At 47.9% G+C, this 15,926-nt stretch carries 10 protein-coding genes; 8 read left to right on the plus strand and 2 right to left on the minus strand.

The features are described 5' to 3' along the window. Positions 1-108: 108 nt before the first annotated feature. Entirely contained in the window at positions 109-456 is a 348-nt protein-coding gene (locus ACOJUN_RS02540) for a hypothetical protein (RefSeq protein WP_422135102.1), read from the minus strand. A 194-nt stretch (positions 457-650) separates the two neighbouring features. Here ACOJUN_RS02540 and ACOJUN_RS02545 point away from each other — a divergent pair, with 194 nt between their 5' ends. The 8 genes from ACOJUN_RS02545 to ACOJUN_RS02580 all read left to right on the plus strand — a co-directional run bounded on the left by ACOJUN_RS02545 (position 651) and on the right by ACOJUN_RS02580 (position 13,911). After that, the gene (locus ACOJUN_RS02545; protein WP_422135103.1) at positions 651-872 is read left to right on the plus strand and encodes a hypothetical protein; all 222 of its coding nucleotides are present in this window, start codon (positions 651-653) and stop codon (positions 870-872) included. Positions 873-1,110: 238 nt separating this feature from the next. Further along, positions 1,111-4,254, plus strand: coding sequence for a hypothetical protein (locus ACOJUN_RS02550; RefSeq protein WP_422135104.1), 3,144 nt, complete (start codon positions 1,111-1,113; stop codon positions 4,252-4,254). 125 nt (positions 4,255-4,379) lie between these two features. Further along, positions 4,380-7,478, plus strand: a complete 3,099-nt coding sequence (locus tag ACOJUN_RS02555) for a hypothetical protein (protein ID WP_422135105.1) — start codon at positions 4,380-4,382, stop codon at positions 7,476-7,478. 166 nt (positions 7,479-7,644) lie between these two features. Further along, on the plus strand, positions 7,645-7,866 hold the full coding sequence (locus tag ACOJUN_RS02560) for a type II toxin-antitoxin system CcdA family antitoxin (RefSeq protein WP_422135106.1): 222 nt from the start codon (positions 7,645-7,647) through the stop codon (positions 7,864-7,866). After that, a complete protein-coding gene (locus tag ACOJUN_RS02565; RefSeq protein ID WP_422135107.1) occupies positions 7,867-8,178 on the plus strand; it encodes a CcdB family protein in 312 nt (103 codons plus the stop codon). Positions 8,179-8,347: 169 nt separating this feature from the next. Next, positions 8,348-8,758 carry a hypothetical protein gene (locus tag ACOJUN_RS02570; protein ID WP_422135108.1) on the plus strand — a complete coding sequence of 137 codons (411 nt, stop codon included), beginning with the start codon at positions 8,348-8,350 and terminating at the stop codon, positions 8,756-8,758. Between the two features lie 85 nt (positions 8,759-8,843). After that, a complete protein-coding gene (locus ACOJUN_RS02575) occupies positions 8,844-10,691 on the plus strand; it encodes a hypothetical protein (protein WP_422135109.1) in 1,848 nt (615 codons plus the stop codon). 157 nt (positions 10,692-10,848) lie between these two features. Continuing rightward, on the plus strand, positions 10,849-13,911 hold the full coding sequence (locus tag ACOJUN_RS02580) for a hypothetical protein (RefSeq protein ID WP_422135110.1): 3,063 nt from the start codon (positions 10,849-10,851) through the stop codon (positions 13,909-13,911). A gap of 127 nt (positions 13,912-14,038) precedes the next feature. Here the strand turns inward: ACOJUN_RS02580 and ACOJUN_RS02585 are convergent, their stop codons facing one another. After that, positions 14,039-15,841, minus strand: a complete 1,803-nt coding sequence (locus ACOJUN_RS02585) for a hypothetical protein (RefSeq protein WP_422135111.1) — start codon at positions 15,839-15,841, stop codon at positions 14,039-14,041. Positions 15,842-15,926: the final 85 nt, after the last annotated feature.

The raw sequence follows: 15,926 nt of genomic DNA on the forward strand, positions 1-15,926 counted from the left end.
CTGAAAGCTCTTCGTCATCAAAAACTCGTTATGGATCTGATCGCAGTTATTGCTCAGAGTCTGACTCTGAGGCTGATAGCCCTCCGTCAAAAAAAACTCGTTACGGATCTAAACACACTCACTGGTCAGAGTCGGATTCTGAGGCTGAAAGCCATTCGTCTGGAAAAACTCCTTACGGATCTGATCACAGTCATTGCTCAGAGTCGGACTCTGAGGCTGATAGCCATTCGTCAAGAAAAACTCTTTATGGATCCGATCACAGTCATTACTCAGAGTCTTACTCTTCTGAGGCTGATAGTCGTTCATCAAGAGAAACTCGTCCCGGATCCGATCACAGTCATTACTCAGAGTCTTACTCTTCTGAGGCTGATAGTCGTTCATCAAGAGAAACTCGTCCCGGATCCGATCACAGTCATTACTCAGAGTCTTACTCTTCTGAGGCTGATAGTCGTTCATCAAGAGAAACTCGTCCCGGATCCGATCACAGTCATTACTCAGAGTCCTACTCTTCTGAGACTGATAGTCCTTCATCAAGAGAAACTCGTCCCGGATCCGATCACAGTCATTGCTCAGAGTCTTACTCGGACACTGAATCTGATAGCCGTTCGTCAAGGTCAGATAACTCATACAAAACTTATGAATCTGTTGAAATGAGTGACAGAGCTCAGTTACTTGAGAGGTACAATCGTCTATTAATTGACCCCAACTTATCCGATTTTAAAATACAAGGAATACCAAGCAGAGATGAGTTCAGGAAAAAATATAAAAAGCTGTTATTAAGAATACACCCAGACAAAGCAGGGAAGGATAACGAGGAATTATTTAAAACAATTTTTCCTATTTGTGAAGAAATTATGAAAAAATTAAAATAACCTGATACCAAACAATTACTTCAGAAAAGCAAAAGAAGAAGAAACAAGGACAACCATAAATTTGATTGACCATCCACCCGGAAACCCAGTCAAGAGCAACAACAACAATTCATTAAAGAGGTACTATGTGAATTCATACTCTCCCCCCTCGATCATGGAACTTTTTTCCAGCCAGTCACTCTAAAAGCGCAGAAATCACCTTTACGAAAGTGGTAAATATTAATTTTGGAGATTTCCAATGAATGTTACTCACGAAACGAGAACCTCTGCAAACCTTTACCCTCCCACGCAATCAAAGTCTGACACCCAGTCGGTAACGACCTCTGGCCAATGGACAGTCTGCGAATCCACCAGCAGGCTGCTGCCCGCTCCTTCCAGGGAGTCTGAGCGACAAGACCTACTGCGAGCCGCAGAGACTGGACGCCTGGCGTTTCGGCGAATCAGATTGAATATAGAAAACGATTACTTCTCGGGTCAGAGGGCACCAAGGCCCTTCACAATCGCCCTGCCGGGGGGAATGATGCCCACTAGGCCCATGCCAAAAGCAGATTTTGGTAAATGGATGGTAGGCATTGTTGATCCACAATGCCTGTATGTCTATAAATATGATGCATCTACTGGACGTGTGCTGATAGAGCCCGGCGTCACTCCGGAAACACTGCGTGCAAAACTATTGCCTGATCTGCAATCATCGCTCAATAGACGTCTTGAGCATGGCAATCAGGTCATCTGGAGAGTTTATCCTCATCGTTTTACCTCAGGACATCTGCAAGAGGATGGAACGTTCAGTTTACCAAAATTGAAATCCGACAATGACACCCCTTTACTCGACTACCCGGAACTGGTGCTCACCCAATATGACAAAAAAGACATCAAATGCTTCTGTGCATACAAAGATGCACAGATAAATATTGCCGAGATCCTGGGGGACAAGCGTCAGTGTGAAAAGGTATTGAAGATTAAATCCCCCCTGCCTCTGGTTATATATTGCTATCGCACAGGTTCTGTTGAGGTTTATTTTGATGATGAGCTGAACAATAAACACCTGGCCAGGAATGAAGATTCTCTGGATTATTTTGCGATTTCACAGGGCATAGCCCCGGAAAATTTCAGAGCCATGTTGAATCTTCTGCCAATGTCTTTGCGGACAGAGGCACTGAGTTCGGAATTAACCGTCTCTGCAGATGCCAGGCAAAAGTTACAACAGGCCATCAAACTGGTCAGTAATCCTCGTTTTTACAGTTACGAGGAGCTTCTGAAATTAAAACAGAGTGGCTTGGCAATTCACCAGCCTTTTTTTCAGGAAGGAGATTTTGAATCTTTGCTTGAAATGCTCCTGACTCAGGAAATGATCAGAAACGAAAACACTGTTCTGGAAATGATCAGAAACGAAAACTCTGCTCAGGAGCAATCTCAGCAACAGGAAGAAACAGCCTACCGAATGTTTCGGCTGATTTTGCAAAGTGGGGCAAGTTTGCCGAAAAAGTGGTGCCTGTATTTCATTTACCGAATGGACAGCTTTCTCTCTTACATAATGCCACCGGGCATAATGAATTGTATGCTGGTTGCCTTTAGACCCATTCAATTCCTGACTCTGCTCCATCTCAGGAAGATCGCTTTGTCCACCTGTCCGGGAGCCCTTGTTGAATTTGACCGCATTTGCCAGGGGCTTAGTCAACAGCAACGGCAGGACGCTCTGGAACAGATATTGCGGCAACATTTGAACGATTGTTACCGTCCCACTCTCGACACCGTCGAGTCTCAGTTGCTAGCCCTGTTTTCCTTCGGAGCTTCCCTGAACAAAAACTTTCTGAAATCTTTTCAATCCTATTTGCGTAAGGAATATCCTGAAGGTAAGAAAGTTATTGCTGATTTTTCTGCGGATGATTACATCACATGGCTTAAAAAACTGTGGGATCAACGAGCAACACATTCTTTGTACCAGAATTGGCCGGAGCATGTCCGGCAGGCTGAACGGGACATCAGGGACCTGCAACAATCTCTCGATCAGGTCGATTCAGGCCCATCGGCAACAGCATTGTCAGCTCAGGCACCGGCGGCATTAAAGTTTGTGGTGGACGCCTTCAGCAAGCCGCCGGTCCTGCCAGATACTGTCGGCGATAATGAAAAAACCATTCTGAAGGTATTGCTGCATTATTACCGCCGTCCGGGACCGGAACGGGTGGTCCGGAGCCTTGGCAGACAGACCATGCCAGCAGTGTGGAAACCCCTGCACAGTTGCAGTCATGTCCTGCGAGCCAGGAATAATGGGCACTGGTATATGGAATTGCTGAAGAAATTTCAGCAGTGTTCTCTGGGCAAAGAAGAAAAAGAACTCCTGTCTCTGGCGATTATCTACCATGACGCTGCTGCCGAAGATGTTGACAAATCAGTGGAAGAAACAAAGTCAGCCGAGTACTTCAAACGGGACCTGACCGGGCACTACCCCAAACAGCTGCTGGAGAATATAGTGCTGGCAATGGTCAGCAAGGAAAACGATGTCGAGGGTAAGGATGAACAGAACCTGCCTGACTCTGTGCGCTGGTATCTGCGCATATTACGCTTTGCAGATCGAATGGACTTTATCCGTTGCCGTGGGATTGGGGCTGATTTTCCCGGATTAACGGTGACTCGAACCCTGGGTTTTGACGCTACACGTCTTGACCTGCCAGCGCAGCTGACTCGAGATTTTACCGCCGAGCCTGACAACAAGACTGAATTCCAGCGTCATCTCGAAGCCGCCATGCACGGTGCGGCTGATCTGGCGCGAGTAACCGGGCAGCTTCAAGATCGGCGCAAAAAAAGCTACACCCGGGTCTACGGTCTGAATAGCGATGGTTCAAAGATCTCTGAAAACTTTGAATGGACAACTGAACCAGTGCAGAGAATGAATCAGTTTATTGACGACAATGTCCGCCGCAAAATGGCTCAGCAGGCCGGCATTATTGTCTGCTCAGACCCCAGCCACAAAGCCTGCAAGGCGGATCAGAAAAAAGGGATCACTCGTGGTATTCATAACAGCTGGTATGATCTCAGGCAGGTGACGATTCCTGCCGGAATGACGCTGCTGGAAAAGATGCAGTACGAACATGACCCGTCACTGCTGAGCCCGGCAACACAAAAAGCATTAGCGAAAGAGGTGCAACGGCTGAGGAGCGAAGGTATTCGGATGAATCCTGGCACCTTGACGCAAACCACGCTGGCTTCGGAGGAAGCCCGAAAGGTGCTGGAACAGCGAGGTATTGCAGTGGTCAGCGAGAAGCGTCCCTACTTTACCAACCAAGGTTTCCCGAAAGAACGGGAAATGCTGGTGCCTGAGAAGATAGCAAAGCTTGATGCCCAGCAAAATGCGCCAGAAGGGTGGACGTGCTCAGTCCTTTGATCTCGCTATGAAGTCAAAGTGGAACTTTTTGCCAGCCAGTTGGAACTTTTTGCCAGCCAGTGACTCCAAAAAAAGGTAGCCCCACAGGAAAGCAGGTAAGTAATAAGTTTTACAGGAGTATTACCATGAATGTTGCCCAGGGAACGGGAACCACTGCAAACCTTTACCCTCCCACACAATCAAAGTCTGACACCCAGTCGGTAACGGCCTCTGGCCAATGGACAGTCTGCGAATCGACCAGAAGGCTGCTACCCGCTCCTTCCAGGGAGTCTGAGCGACAAGAGCTACTGCGGGCCGCAGAGACTGGACGCCTGGCGCTCCGGCGAATTGATTTGTATGAAGAAAAAGAATACTTTTCGGGTAAGGGGGCACCAAGGCCTTTCACTCTCGCCCTGCCGGGGGGAATGATGCCCACCAGGCCCATGCAAAAAACGGATTTTGGTGAATCGATGGTAGGCATTGTTGATCCAAAATGCCTGTATGCCTATAAATATGATGCAGCTACTTCACGTTTGCTGATAGATTCAAGCGCCACTCCGGAAACGCTGCGAGCAAAACTACTGCCTGATCTGCAATCATCACTTCTTAGACGTCTTGAGCATGGCCATCAAGTCCTCTGGAGAGCTTATCCTCATCGTTTCACCTCGGGACATCTGCAAGAGGATGGAACGTTCAGTTTACCAAAATTGAAAATCGGCAATGTCACCCCTTTACTCGACTACCCGGAACTGGTGCTCACCCAATATGGCAAAGAAGACATAAAATGCTTCTGTGCATACAACGAAGCACAGACAAGTATTGCCGAGATTCTGCGTGACAAGCGTCTGTGTGAAAAGGAATTGGAACTTGACCCCCTGCCTCTGGTTGTTTACTGCTGCCGCACAGGCTCTGTTCAGGTCTATTTTGATGATGAGCTGGATAATAAACACCTGGCCAGGAATGAGGATTTTCTGGATTATTTTGCGATTTCACAGGGCATAGCGCCGGAAAATTTCAGAGACATGTTGAATCTGCTGCCAATGTCTTTGCGGACAAAGGCACTGAGTCTGGAATTAACCGTCTCACCAGATGCCGAGCACAAATTGCAACAGGCGATCACGCTGGTGCAAAATCCTCGTTGTTATAGTTACGAGGGGCTTCTGAAATTAAAACAGGGTGGCTTACCCATTCACCAGCCTTTTTTTCATAAAGGACGTTTTCAATCTTTGCTTGAAATGCTCCTGACTCAGGAAATGTTCAGAAACGAAAAGACTGATCAGGAGCAAACTCAGAAACAGGAGGAAACAGCCTATCGAATGTTTCGGCTGATTTTGCAAAGTGGGGCAAGTCTGCCGAAAAAGTGGTGCTTGAGCTTCATTTACCGGATGGACGACTCTCTCTCTTTTACAATGCCACCGGGCATAATGAATTGTATGCTGGTTGCCTTTAGACCATTTCAATTCCTGACTCTGCTTCATCTCAGGAGGGTCTCCTTGACCGCCTGTCCGGGAGCCGTTATTGAATTTGACCGTATTTGCCGGGGGCTAAGCCAACCGCAACGCCAGGACACTCTGGAACAGTTATTACGGCAATATCTGAATGATCGTATTCTCCCTTCTCTCGACACCATCCAGTCTTTCTTGCTGGCCCTGTTTCACTTCGGAGCTTCTCTGGACAAAAACGTTCTGAAATCTTTTGAATCCTATGTGCAGAAGGAATATCCCAAAGGTAATAGAGTCATTGCGGGTATTTCTCAGGATGATTATATCAACTGGCTTGAAAAACTATGGGATCAGCGAGAAACACATGCTTTGTACCAGAATTGGCCAGAGCATGTTCAACAGGCTCATCGGGACATAGAGAATCTGAAACAATCGCTCGGTCTGGGCGATTCTGGTACATCGACAACACCCATGGCGGCCACGGCACCAGCGGCATTACAGTTTGTGGTAGAAGCCTTCAGCAAGCCGCCGGTCCTGCCAGATAATGTCGGCGACAATGAAAAAACCATCCTGAAGGTATTGCAGCATTATTACCGCCGTCCGGGACCGGAGCGGGTGATCCAGAGTCTGGGCAGACAGACCATGCCAGCAGTGTGGAAACCCCTGCACAGTTGCAGTCATGTCCTGCGAGCCAGAAATAATGGGCACTGGTATATGGAATTGCTGAAGAAATTTCAGCAGTGTTCCCTGAGCAAAGAAGAAAAAGAACTCCTGTCTCTAGCAATTATCTACCATGATGCAGCTGCCGAAGATGTTGACAAATCAGCGGAAGAAACAAGGTCAGCCGAGTACTTCAAACGGGATCTGACCGGGCATTACCCTGAACAGCTGCTGGCTGATATGGCAATGGCGATGATCAGCAAAGAAAACGATGTCAATGGTAAAGATGAACAGAACCTGCCTGACCCTGTGCGCTGGTATCTGCGCATATTGCGCTTTGCGGATCGAATGGACGTTATCCGTTGTTTTGGGGTTGCGCCCTATTTTCCCGGTTTAACAGTGACTCGACCTCCGGGTTTTGACGCTACACGTCTTGACTTACCAGCGCAGCTGACTAAAGAGTTCAGCTCCGAGCCTGGCAACAAGAGTGAATTCCAACGTCATCTGGAAGCTGCCATGCACGGTGCGGCTGATCTGGCGCGGGTAACCGGGCATCTTCAGGATTATCGCAGAAAAAACTACACCAAAGTCTATGGCCTGAACGACAGTGGCTCCAATATCTCTGAAAACTTTGAATGGACAACCGAGCCTTTGCAGAGAATGAACCAGTTTATTGACGACAATGTCCGACGCAAAATGGCACAGGAAGCTGGCATTATTGTCTGTTCAGATCCCGGCCACAAAGCCTGCAAAGCTAATCAGAAAAAAGGGATCATTCGTGGTATTCACAACAGCTGGCATGATCTGGGACAGGTTGAGATTCCAGCCGGAATGACGCTACTGGAAAAGATGCAGTACGAACATGACCCGTCGCTGCTGAGTCCGGCAACACAACAGGCGTTGAAGAAAGAGATACAGCGGCTCAAGAGCGAAGGGATACGAATGAATCTGGGCACCTTGACTCAAAAAACACTGGCTTCCGAGAAAGCCCGAAAAGTGCTGAAAAAGCGTGGTATTACCGTGGTCAGCGAGAAGCGTCCCTACTTCAGCAACGAGGGCTTCCCGAGAGAACCGGAAATACTGGTGCCAAAGCTTAATGCTCAGCAGAATGCGCCAGCGGGGCGTGCATGTGCAATCCTTTGATCCCTCTATTGAAATTCATCTTCGGGCGGTGGCCCCCTGGTGAAACTTTTTACCAGACAGTTACTCCAATGAGCAAGCTGTCTGCTGAAGCGGTTGGGAAGTATGGGAAACAGTTCTGATATGCACCTGTTATACTAACCAAAACACTGAATAAGTAGGTATTAGCATGAGCAAAAGTAAAACCACAGTGACCATTGATGACGAGGTGTTAGAGAAGGCTCGTGAGTTGAACATTAATATTTCTTCTGCCGCCGAACAAGGCGTTAAGGCTGAAGTCAGAAGTTTGGAGGAAGAGCGTTTGAAGAAACTTTACAAGGAAGCCATGGAAGAAATTGAACAAGTCATTAAAGAAGATGGTTTGTTCAGTGATGGCATGAGGACATTCTAAATGACACAGTTCGATGTGTGTTTGAACACCGCCGATAATGCAGACAAGTATCCTTATGTTGTAGTGCTTCAGTCGAGTTTAATTCAGTTCGACGACCAATCGATTGTTGCTCCTCTAAGCCGCAGTCACCGTTACAAAAAAGCATTGCAGGTATGCCCCCAAACTGTTGTGGACGATGAAGAATGGATGCTGGTTATTCCGCAGCTGGCATCTATTCCCAATCACTTCATCGGCAAAAAAGTGGCCAGTATGCAGGAGCAGCGTAGTGATATTATTTCTGCCATAGACCGCCTGTTCACAGGCATCGGCTAACACTGACAGCAAAAACTGGGGATAAAAATAATCTATCCCCATAAGCACCATGTATAAGGCTGACAGGATCAGCAGCAGCCCGCTGAGTGTTTTCATATCTGTCCAGCCCCCCCCCTCTCAATGTCTGCTATGCTGACTGCTCCTTCAACAAATGATAATGGTACGCAGTATGTCACTGGAATTTCGTGTAGAGAGACTTGAATCCCATTTTGAATCGCTGGATAACGCTGTACACCGGCTCATCGAGATTACTGGGGAAACACAGAAGATTGTGCTCGAAAACCAGCGAGAGACCCGGCTCATGTTTGAGCGGCAAGACCGCAAGATCGAGGCTTACCAGTCTGAGAACCGCAAACGTTTTGATCAGCACGACAAACGTTTTGACCAGCATGACAAACGTTTTGACCAGCATGACAAACGTTTTGACCAGCTCGACAAACGTCTTGACCAGCACGACGAACGTTTTGACCAGCTCGACAAACGTCTTGACCAGCACGACAAACGTTTTGACCAGCACGACGAACGTTTTGACAAAATAGAAAAAACTCTCGCCATCATCGTAAACCACGTTCAGAAATAACTACGCCACCCAACAACAAAATCCAGTGGATTGCCTTTTGACAACCACTGGTTTAAAGAGTGAATGGCAAGTTTGGAGTATTTCAATGAATGTTGCCCAGGGAACGGGTGTCTTTGCCAGCCAATGCACTCCTTCTCAAGCAAATTATGACACCCGGTCGGTAACTGCCTCCGGCCAGTGGACAGTCTGCGAATCAACCCGCAAGCGGCTACCCTGCCACCCCAGGGAATCAGAGCGACAAGAGCTACTGTGGGCCGCTGAGAGTGGGCTTCTGGCGTTCCGGCGAATTGAATTAACTAAAGAAGACAATTACTTTTCGGGTATAGGAGTACCAAGACCCTTTACCCTCGCCCTGCCTGAGGGGATCATGCCCACCGGGCCCGTACCACAAAGGTATGGTAAATGGATGGTAGGCATTGTTGATCCGCAATGCCTGTATCTCTATAAACGTAACGCATCCACGAGACGGCTGCTGGCGGAGTCTGACGTAACTCCGGATACTCTGAGAGTGAAATTACTGCCTGATCTGCAATCGTTGCTCGCTAGACTTGTTGAGCATGGTGATCAGGTCTTCTGGAGAACTTATCCTCACCGTTTCACCTCGGGGCATCTGCTAGCCGACGGGACGTTCAGTTTACCCAAATTGAAGCCTGACGATGTCGCCCACTCAATTGATTACCCGGAACTGGTGCTCAGCAGCTACGGCAAAGAAGACATCAAATGCTTCTGTGTTTACAAGGATGCAGGGATAAATATTGCTGATATCCTGCAGGACAAGCGTCAGTGTGAAAAGGAATTAAAGCTTAAATCCTTGCCTCTGACTGTTTATTGCCAGCGCACAGGTTCTGTCGAGGTCTGTTTTGAAGATGAGCTGGACAGTAAACAATTGGCCAGAAATGAGCAGTCTCTTAATGATTTTGCGTTTTCACAGGGCATAGCCCCGGAGCATTTCAGGGCCCTGTTAAATCTGCTGCCAATATCTTTGCGGGCAGAGGCACTGAGTTCGGAATTAAGCGTCCCACCTAACCTGGTGCACAAAATGCAACAAGCCATCAAGCTGGTGAGTCATCCTCGTTCTTACAATTATGAGGGGCTTTTGAAATTAAAAGAAAGTGGCTTGCCAATTCACCTGGATTTTTTTTACAAAGGAAAGGTTCGATCTTTACTCGACATCTTGCTGGTTTCCGAAAGGTCCAGAAACGAAGGGTCTGGGGAGGAGCAAACCCGGCAGGAGAGAGAAGCTTGTCGCTTACTTCAGCTGCTTCTGCAGAGCGGGGCAAGGCTGGGGACTGCTATTTCAAGCATTCACGCCATGGCGGATGACATGCAAACGGTCATACCAGCGAGCACAATGAATTATATGGTGGCTGCCTTTGCTCCATTTGATTGTCTGACCCTGAAACATCTGCGCAGAATATCTTTAATCCATTGCCCGGGCAGCGTCGTTGAATTTCACCGAATCTGTCGGGCTCAAACTCAAAAGCAACTTCAGAAATGCATGAAAGAGGTACTCTATGATGTCTGTTTACACTCTCGCCCCCTCAAAATTATCAGGACCCGCTTACTAGCCCTCTTTCATTATACTGACCTGGACTTGGAGACTCTGTATAGAGTTAAACGAACGCTGGACTGCTATTACCCCGACGGCAAGAAAGTTATTGATGATTTTTCCGTGGCGGATTATATCCAATGGGTTGAAAAACTATGGAAGCAAAGGGAAACGCATCCTTTCTACCAGAAAACGGCTGAAGAGCGAAGGTATACGGATGAATACGGGCACCTTGACGCAGGAAACGCTGTTTTCGGAGGAAGCCCAGACAGTACTGAAACAGCGAGGTATTGTCGTGGTCAGCGAGAAGCGTCCCTACTTTACCAACGATGGCTTCCCGAAAGAACGGGAAATGCTGGTGCCAAAGAAAATAACCAAGCTTGATGCTCAGGACAAACCAGCAGGAAAAGACTGACAAAATCCTTTGATCTTGCCTTAAAAATTAGCTGAGATGGAACTTTACAGCAGCCAGTTACTCTAAGGACTTCAGAATCTCTGCAAACGAGAGCAGGTAAACAATAAGTTATACAGGAGTATTAGCATGGATGTTGCCCAGACCGCTGCGAGCCCGTGCCCACCATCTCAACCCGAATCAAACTTTGACACCCGGTCGGTAACAGCCTCTGGCCAATGGACAGTCTGCGAACCGACTGGCAAACGGCTGCTGCATCATCCCAGAGAGTGTGAACGGCACAAGCTACTGCAGGCTGCCAAGAGTGGACGTCTGGCGCTCAGGCGCATTGATTTGTCCAGAGAGAGAAAATACTTTTCTGGCAAGGGAGCACCAAGACCCTTCACCCTCGCCCTTCCGGGGAGGATGATGCCTAACGCGCGCATTGGGAAAGGGTTTGGGAAATGGATGGTAGGCATTGTTGATCCACAATGCCTGTATGCTTATAAACGTAACGCGATTACCAGGAAGCTGATGATAAAGCCTGACTTAACTCCGGACAAACTGGGAGTAAAACTACTGCCTCACCTACAATCTTTGCTCGATAGACGTCTTGAGCGTGGCGATCAGGTCATCTGGAGAGTTTATCCTCGTTTCACCTCGGGGCATCTGCAAGCGAATGGGACGTTCAGTTTGCCAAAGTTGAAATCTGGTCCATGTGCCCGTACAGATGATTTCCCGGAACTGTTACTCGCCCACTACAGGAAGGAAGACATCCAATGCATTTGCGTTTACAAGGATGCAAAGATGAATATATCCGATATCCTGCTGGACAAGCGTGAGTGCGAGAAGGAGTTGCAGCTTGGATCCTTGCCACTGGTCGTTTATTGCCACCGCACAGGCTCTGTTCAGGTCTATTTTGACGATGAGCTGCACAGTGAACACTTGGCCAGCAATGAGCATTCTCTGAATGATTTTGCGTTTTCACAAGGCATAGCCTTTAAACATTTCAGAGCCCTGTTAAATCTGCTGCCAATGCCTTTGCGAGCGAAAGCACTGAGTTCATCAGAATTAACCATTCCTCCGAATCTTGTGCATAAACTGGAAGAAGCCATCAAGCTGTTGATTAATCCCTCTTGTTACAGTTACCAGCAGCTTCTGGCATTGAAACTCAGTGGTCTGCCTCTTAAGTCCCCCTTTTTTTTCCGTACGGCGGGAATCAGATCTTTGCTTGATCTTCTCCTGCATAGTGAAATATTCAGACACAATGAGCTTCAGGAACAGCAAATCAGGGAGCAGCAGGAGAAAGAAGCTTGCCGGTTATTTCAGCTGCTTTTGCAGAGCGGGACAAGGCTGACTGAATTTGGTGTGAAGCTCATCAGCCGCATGGAATATGAGGATGAATCTGCAATGCCAGCGGGCCTATTCAATTGTCTGGTGGCTGCTTATGCTCCATTTGACTTCCTGAACCTGGAACATCTCAGTCAGTTACCTTTAATCGGTTGCCCGGGGAGCATCGTTGAATTTGACCGAATCTGTCGGGGCAACAGTCAACTGCAAAATCAGGCTTGTTTGAAAGAGGTATCACTCTATACAAAAACCAGGCTGGGTCTGACCCTCGAACATATTCAGTCCCACTTATTGGCTTTGTTTCGTTATGAGGCTATCCCGGACGAAGACTTTCTGAATGATCTTGCAGAGGATCTGGAGTATTACTGCTACGAAGGCAATGAGACTATTGCTGATTTGTCTGTGGCTGATTACATCAAATGGCTTGAAAATCTGTGGAAGCATCGGGAAACCTATCCTTTGTATCAGAATTGGCCAAAGCATGTCCTGCAGGCTCAGGAGGACATCAGCAATCTGAAACAATCACTGGGTCTGGACGCTTCTCACAACCAGGCAACACCATTGACAACCGAAACACCAAAGGCATTACAGTTTGTGGTGGACGCCTTCAGCAAACCACCAGTCCTGCCTGACAATGTCGGCGATAATGAAACAACCATCCTGAAAGTATTGCAACATTATTACCGCCGTCCCGGACCACAACGAGTCATCAAGAGCCTTGGCAGTCAGACCATGCCAACCATGTGGAAACCAGAGCACAGTTGCAGTCATGTCCTGCGGGCCAGAAATAATGGGCACTGGTATATGGAACTGCTGGAGAAATTTCAGCAATGTTCCCTGAAACCGGATGAAAAAGAACTCCTGTCTCTGGCCATTATCTACCATGACGCGGCTGCCGAAGATGTTGACAAATCAGTGGAAGAATCAACGTCAGCTGAGTATTTCAAACGGGACCTGACAGGGAACTACCCTGAACAACTAGTGAAGGATATGGCACTGGCGATGACCAGCAAGGAAAACGATGTCATGGGCGGCGATCAGCAGAATCTGTCTGAGTCCGTGCGCTGGTACCTGCGCATACTACGTTTTGCGGATCGAATGGACGTTATCCGTGGTTGCGGGGTTGGGGCTGATTTTCCCGGATTAACAGTGGCTCGACCTTCGGGATTTGACGCCAGACTCCTTGACATACCATCGCAGCTGAGCGAACAGTTTGCCTCCGATACTGACAACAAAACTGAATTCCAACGGCATCTGGAAGCCGCCATGCACGGTGCAGCCGATCTGGCCCGGGTAACCGGACTACTCCGGGATTGGCGCAAAAAAAACTACACCGAAGTTTACGGTCTGATTGGCAATGGTTCAAAGATCTCTGAAAACTTTGAATGGACCACTGAGCCAGTGCAGAGAATGAACCAGTATATTGACGACAATGTCCGGCGCAAAATCGCTCAGGAGGCCGGAATCATTTTCTGTTCAGACCCAAGCCACCAGGCCTGCAAGGCTGATCAAAGTAAAGGGATCACTTATGGCATTCATAACAGCTGGTATGACCTGAGGCAGGTGGCGATTCCGGCCGGAATGACGCTGCTGGAAAAGATGCAGTACGAACATGACCCGTCGCTGCTGAGCCCGGCAACACAACAGGCAATAGAGCAAGAGGTACAACGGCTGAGTAGCGAAGGTATACGAATGAACCTGGGCACCTTGACGCAGGCAACACTGCTTTCGGAGGAAGCCCGGGGAGTACTGAAACAGCGAGGTATTGCCGTGGTCAGCGAGAAACGTCCCTACTTTACCAATGACGAACTCCCGAAAGAATGGGAAATGCGGGTGCCAGAGAAGATGGCAAAGCTTCATTGAGAGCACGACTACATGTATGCGCAGTTGCCGTGCAGGACAGTCTTAAGTGCCAGCAGCATGCCGGGGAGTCTGCTGCTGGCAGCCGGTCTGGAAGAAGGTTAAGGGCCGGTCACGCCCAGTTACCATATTAACAGCCGAACCGAAAGTAGAAATCGTCCAGGTATTCTATCCTTTCTCTCAGGTATTTTCTCTTCTTCTCTTCGTTGCTGAGCTCTTTTCTTTTCTGCGCCTTGGCTGCCTTGTCATGTTGGGCTTCATCAGCCTGTTCTCTGGTATGAGTGTCAATAGCTGGCTTAAGCATTTCCAACAGAGCCCTCGATTGTTTCCGCAGGTCAGAAAATCCATGGACAAGGTTTGAAAATATGACTTGGCGATCAACTTCATGCATAAACATTTTTTCTAAATGTTGCGATAGGTATTTTTCTATGGCGAGAAGCAATTCTTGAAATAATTGAGGGTTTTCATTTCCCGGGTTTTCTTTTGCATCAGTGATTACCTTTTTGAATACATCAAATAATTTCTGTTCTTTCCCTTCAGAGTCAGTAATGGTCTGATCCCAATTTGATTGGCTGAAATAGCTCGACATGTTGTCTATAAGTTCGTCAGCGTCTTGTATCTTGAATGGGTCAAGAATAAGGCTTATGGCATTCATCAAAGTGGTAAACTGATTATTCGAGGCAATGATTACAGGTCTGTTTTCAGCCTGTTCTTTTATCACTTCTAACGTTCGTTCAGTTGAACTTATAGTACGCTCGTAAAACGGTATTTCGTACATATCAAGGCAACGGTTGAGCATAGAGGATGCGTATTCTAGCGTTGGATCTGGGGGTTCCTCGAATTTCTCGAATTTTAGAATTCCTGAGGGGTTCAATATTCGCCGGAAAAGACTGAGTGTTCTTTCTGAGGGGGTTGCGATTCGTTGCAAATGCTCAAGGAGCTCTTCAGTTTCCATGGGGATCTCCAGACGTTGCAAATATCTAAAGAGATTTATGGATTCTGAGGGGGCCCACAGTCGTCGCAAAAGCCTGAGGCGCATTTTTTGCAACAACTTCAGTCCAGAGAAGACGGATGCAGATTCTTTAACATTTCCCATTATTAAGTGACTTTCTATGGGTTCTTTTGTACCTAACAGCTCTCCTTTTCTGGCCTCGAGCCTCTCGATACCCGACAAGCCAGTGGCATACAGCAGGAATGAGTCAAAAAAATCATAAGCCTCCTGGGATGCTCCTCTTGAATGGATGGCCGCATAGTAACTCACCAGTAACCTTGCCAGGCTCTCTCGATCTTCAGGTTTGGTCAAATCGACTGGCGATTCAGTACCCTGGATAGAAGACAGAACTTCCATCATCTCTTCCTGCTCTGAGTCAGGCTCAATGTTGAGTGTTTGTTTCACCTGCTCAATCATGTCTGCAATGGTCAGGTTCCCACTGTGGGAGGCTTCCGGGAGCCAGGCCAACAGAGTGTCGAGGGTGGCTTGACCAAGGCCGGTATCCAGCCCCTGGATAATGGCAGTAATTTGTGCATGGGACATTGGTGGGAGCGGAATGGTCATTAAAGGCTGCTGCTGTTGTGCCCCGGCTCCCTCCGGTTCTTCTGAATGCTCACCCATTTTTTCGCCCTGCTCATTGTCATGGTTCATGGCGAAAACAAGATGGGTTGCATTTGGGTCGAGAGCAAAAGGAGCGGTTAACCCCATGTAAGCATTATGGTTAATCAAGTCGTCCAGGAAGTTAGTCTCTTTTGTTGTTTTATCTCCGGCAAGTACCTCTACAACTGGCGTTGGTAAAGGATTTTTTGCCAGCACTTTAGAACAGAGGCAAGCCATAGCGGTGAGGTTAAGGGCTGTAACAATCCAGTATTTAACCTTGCCACGATAAAAAAATGTCATTCGCTTTGCTGTCTCAGGCAATCGGGAAATGGAGTGATTCATCAATGGCTACCTTCTCCGGTTTATCAGTGCCCAGACAAGATAGTCCATGGTTTGCAGCAGTGCTCAACTATCAGTGCCCGGGCAC

It is taken from the genome of Endozoicomonas sp. ALD040, from assembly GCF_049275945.1.
Taxonomy (GTDB): Bacteria; Pseudomonadota; Gammaproteobacteria; order Pseudomonadales; family Endozoicomonadaceae; genus Endozoicomonas_A.

What these genes read in the sequence shown, in the direction of transcription:
- ACOJUN_RS02560 (WP_422135106.1), top strand. Translation starts at nt 7,645, where the DNA reads ATGAGCAAAAGTAAAACCACAGTGACCATTGATGACGAGGTGTTAGAG.
- ACOJUN_RS02545 (WP_422135103.1), top strand. Translation starts at nt 651, where the DNA reads ATGAGTGACAGAGCTCAGTTACTTGAGAGGTACAATCGTCTATTAATT.
- ACOJUN_RS02540 (WP_422135102.1), bottom strand. Translation starts at nt 456, where the DNA reads ATGAACGACTATCAGCCTCAGAAGAGTAAGACTCTGAGTAATGACTGT.
- ACOJUN_RS02585 (WP_422135111.1), bottom strand. Translation starts at nt 15,841, where the DNA reads ATGAATCACTCCATTTCCCGATTGCCTGAGACAGCAAAGCGAATGACA.
- ACOJUN_RS02565 (WP_422135107.1), top strand. Translation starts at nt 7,867, where the DNA reads ATGACACAGTTCGATGTGTGTTTGAACACCGCCGATAATGCAGACAAG.
- ACOJUN_RS02550 (WP_422135104.1), top strand. Translation starts at nt 1,111, where the DNA reads ATGAATGTTACTCACGAAACGAGAACCTCTGCAAACCTTTACCCTCCC.
- ACOJUN_RS02580 (WP_422135110.1), top strand. Translation starts at nt 10,849, where the DNA reads ATGGATGTTGCCCAGACCGCTGCGAGCCCGTGCCCACCATCTCAACCC.
- ACOJUN_RS02555 (WP_422135105.1), top strand. Translation starts at nt 4,380, where the DNA reads ATGAATGTTGCCCAGGGAACGGGAACCACTGCAAACCTTTACCCTCCC.
- ACOJUN_RS02570 (WP_422135108.1), top strand. Translation starts at nt 8,348, where the DNA reads ATGTCACTGGAATTTCGTGTAGAGAGACTTGAATCCCATTTTGAATCG.
- ACOJUN_RS02575 (WP_422135109.1), top strand. Translation starts at nt 8,844, where the DNA reads ATGAATGTTGCCCAGGGAACGGGTGTCTTTGCCAGCCAATGCACTCCT.